This is a genomic window from Vibrio sp. Y176 (assembly GCF_033438945.1).
In genome coordinates this window covers 1-767 of record NZ_JAWOQS010000403.1, presented here as the reverse complement: position 1 = coordinate 767, position 767 = coordinate 1, and the positions used below count along the sequence as shown (strand labels likewise).

At 45.2% G+C, this 767-nt stretch carries 1 protein-coding gene; it reads left to right on the top strand.

Features of this window, described 5'->3' with window-relative positions; genetic code table 11:
• On the top strand, positions 1–767 hold a 767-nt coding region (locus tag R7O13_RS26320; RefSeq protein ID WP_318305137.1), incomplete at both ends, for an Ig-like domain-containing protein.

The following is a 767-nucleotide window of genomic DNA, read 5'->3' as shown; positions in this document are numbered from 1 at the left end:
TGTTGACGCGGTTAACAACGACGAACTCAACCTTAAAGACCTAACGATCAGCGCATCAGTATCGGATGGGGATAAACCAAAGGCGTGCGTCGGTGATGGTTCGATTATGAATCGTGTTAACGATGCGCCAACCATCAAGGTTGATGCAGTAGAAAGCATCACTGAAGATGCAGTGAACACTGATACGGTAGTCGCAACCTTAACGGTTCGCGATACTGACACGCCAGAAGACCAACTAACCGTTTCTATAGAAAATAACTCAAACGGTTACTTCGTGTTGGTTGGCAATGAAGTCAAGTTGACTCAAGCGGGCGTCGATGCAGTTAACAATGATGAACTTAACCTTAAAGATCTGACTATCAGCGCGTCAGTTTCGGATGGTGTAAATCCTACGGCTAACGACAGGGATAGTTTGGTTGTGAATCGTGTTAACGATGCACCGACTGTTGAAAATGCCATTGCAGACCAAGTGTTATCGGAAGATTTCGATGCATACACGATCGACTTGAATGAAGTATTCAAAGATTCTGATTCCTCGCTAGAATTCTCAGTTTCTGGCAATAACAGCATCCAAATTTCTATTGTGAATGGTGTTGCTACCATCACTCCAACTGCGGATTGGAATGGCAAAGAGACAATTACGTTCACAGCTAAAGACCCAAGCGGCGAGAGCGTTAGCCAAACGGTGGACTTTACGGTTGCACCAGTAGTCGACATCGAGGCTGATAGTGCGGATGTAGTCGAAGACACACCAACTATCATTAACG